The organism is Polaromonas sp. P1_G2 (genome assembly GCF_056405515.1).
In genome coordinates, this window is sequence record NZ_JBFUBY010000414.1 from 1 (window position 1) to 2542 (window position 2542).

4 protein-coding genes are annotated in these 2542 nt (G+C 53.7%); all 4 read left to right on the forward strand.

Going from position 1 to position 2542, the window contains the following annotated elements:
• On the forward strand, positions 1-480 hold a 480-nt coding region (locus AC1D0P_RS24470), incomplete at its 5' end, for a hypothetical protein (RefSeq protein WP_477679106.1).
• A 310-nt stretch (positions 481-790) separates the two neighbouring features.
• Positions 791-1171: a hypothetical protein gene (locus AC1D0P_RS24475; protein WP_477679107.1), complete on the forward strand. Its 381-nt coding sequence runs from the start codon at positions 791-793 to the stop codon at positions 1169-1171.
• Between the two features lie 82 nt (positions 1172-1253).
• Entirely contained in the window at positions 1254-1643 is a 390-nt protein-coding gene (locus tag AC1D0P_RS24480) for a hypothetical protein (RefSeq protein WP_477679108.1), read from the forward strand.
• Between the two features lie 358 nt (positions 1644-2001).
• Complete coding sequence (locus tag AC1D0P_RS24485) at positions 2002-2457, forward strand: EVE domain-containing protein (RefSeq protein WP_477679109.1); 456 nt, start codon at positions 2002-2004, stop codon at positions 2455-2457.
• The last annotated feature ends 85 nt before the right edge of the window (positions 2458-2542 follow it).

Consider the following 2542-nt stretch of genomic DNA (forward strand, 5'->3'; position numbering starts at 1 on the left):
CTGGTGGTACTGATCGACAACGACGTAATCAGCGCAGCTTTTTCCTCCTACAAGGGCTCCGTGCCTTTCGCATCAAAGTCCGCCGACTACCAGGGCTTCATCGACCACTTGGTAGCAAGCGCTCGTAGTGAAGCAGAGGCAGCGGGAATCGACGCAAAAGTCGAAGTAATCTCTGTCAAAGCCTTACGTTCAGGTATCCCCTACCCTTCCTCCAACCAACCAGTTCTAGTTATAAAGGCCCTTTCTTTCACCAAGCGAACCGAAGTTATTGGCAACCGGGATCTTGGCTGGAATGGGGATACGGCCTGGGATTTCAGCCTGTTTGAAAAAGTCGGAGGAAACGCGTACAAACAGACGTGGTCGGCCGTCACCAAACACGAGAACCTGAATCCTTTCCTATGCGGCAACTATGGAGACTGCAGCAAGGCACTTGTGGGACGAGTATTTGCCCAGATGAGAAAAGACGGCGTCGTGCGGTAGGCCCACAAAGTCGTTCGCAGCGATTCACAATTGACGCACGCGCTGCAAAAGCCGTAATTCACACCGACTAGAGCGCTCCCTAGTAAACGGCCAATGCTGTCACTGGCGGATGGAGCCTGTGAAATCGATGATCGACTTAATTTCATCGAGGGATGTGTCGAACCATTCCGCACCAGGAACGCTCTCGTCAGGCCGTCACCAGCTTGTTGGGTACCGGCACATCCTTCTCCTGCACCACCGCATATTCCACCGCYAGCGGTGAGCTATAGTGATTAGCAGCTCAACTATCCCCGTCTGCTAGACGGCGCATATGGTTACAGACGAAATCGAAGCATTTAGGATTGCTTGCATCTCTGCGCGTGACCGGGGGTGGCCATGGCAACCACCGTACTGGCTCGAACTTGACAACGGCGAATGGCAGATTCAAGCTGAATGTGAGCGCATCATTCGAGTCAGCCAAACCAATGGGAATGTCATTCCCGAAGTAGCGTCTCTAGATCCTATTGCTGCAATGTCTGTCGCTCGCACCTACGCCATGGAAAATTCGTTGCCTTGGCGCCCGGGTTTCTCGTTGACGCTGAGTCCCGAGCATTGGGTCATTGGTGCTTGCCAAAGCCAATTTGGTGGTCAAACTTCAATCTACGTGAATCACCAGGGCGAGGCCGTTCGTCACTGGGTAAACCCAAAATGAACGAGCGTCCCCGATAGAAGACGCCGCAATTTTGTTCGTCTTTACCCCAAGCATTCGATAGTGTTTTTTCGGCACGCAAATCATGAACAATGAAGTAACTCTTCTTGATTTCATCAAGCAACACTGGTCGAAGAACCATCCTGCTCAACTTGAGCGCGGCGTTTGGGTAGCTATGCATGAGCCAATGTCTATTGACGAAGATGAACCGCATACCCCTGTATGCAAGGCATGGCTCATTACTGATAGAAGCACTGAGTGCCGTCAGCTAGTGTCGTTCAAGCTCTTTGCCGAGAACAAGCTGAAAGTAAAAGCGAACGAATCACACGAAATGGGTGAGGCAAACATTGCTCCCTATCAAGATGGTAGTCACTACTACATTGACTTTCTGATGGGGCCCCTTCGCGGCGGAGCTATGAAAGCTGAAGTCATTGAAGGAAAAGTTGTCAATAGAGGCCGCCTATGGTCCGCGTGAAGCCGCTACCGTAGCAGATGCGATCCTTGATCGCTTGGTCAGCGGCTACTCGTAGCGGGTGGGAGCTAAAAAGCGAGTCAATGCGTCAACAATGCAAACGCAAGTTCTCAAAAGTCTGATCGGCTGGAGGCCATGAAGCAAGCCCGCCCAAGCGGCGGATTTTAATTGGAATGAGCCGCCTACCTTGAACTGGAATGGGCGGCGGTTTTGGACTGGAACTCGTGGCAGTGTTGCACTGGAATACGCACTATTTCTCGTATCGATACCAACTGATAGGCCTGAGAAGTTCATTCGCCTCGCATTAAACTGTCCAAAAAAAAATCAAGCCATCTCGATTACACCCATCAAGGCCACCCCCATGACAAGCTACTGGCTCATGAAATCCGAACCCGAAGAGTGCTCCGTCGACGATGCGCTCTCGGCGAAAAACTCGACAGTCCCCTGGGTCGGTGTTCGCAACTACCAGGCGCGCAACTTCATGCGTGACGGGATGAAGGTCGGGGACGGCGTGCTGTTCTACCACTCGAGTTGCGCCGAGCCGGGCATTGTCGGCATCGCGCGTGTGGCGTCTACGGCCTACCCCGACCCTACGCAGTTCGACCCGAAGTCGCCCTACTACGATCCCAAGTCCAAGCGCGAGGAGCCGCGCTGGCTGCTGGTCGATGTGCAAGTGACGAAGAAGATTCCCAACATCACCTTGCCCGAGCTGCGCGCGCGGCCCGAGCTTGAAGACCTGATCATCCTGCGCAAGGGCAACCGGCTGTCGATCACGCCGGTGGAGCCCAGGCACTGGAAGGCAATCGTCGGGCGCTGAATAGACGCTAAGTCTTTGGTTCTCTGTGCCCGGGCACGGCGCATACCAATGGTTCAGGGCGCAAAAAACCAATGCCGCCCAATAC

What these genes read in the sequence shown, in the direction of transcription:
- AC1D0P_RS24485 (WP_477679109.1), top strand. Translation starts at nt 2,002, where the DNA reads ATGACAAGCTACTGGCTCATGAAATCCGAACCCGAAGAGTGCTCCGTC.
- AC1D0P_RS24480 (WP_477679108.1), top strand. Translation starts at nt 1,254, where the DNA reads ATGAACAATGAAGTAACTCTTCTTGATTTCATCAAGCAACACTGGTCG.
- AC1D0P_RS24475 (WP_477679107.1), top strand. Translation starts at nt 791, where the DNA reads ATGGTTACAGACGAAATCGAAGCATTTAGGATTGCTTGCATCTCTGCG.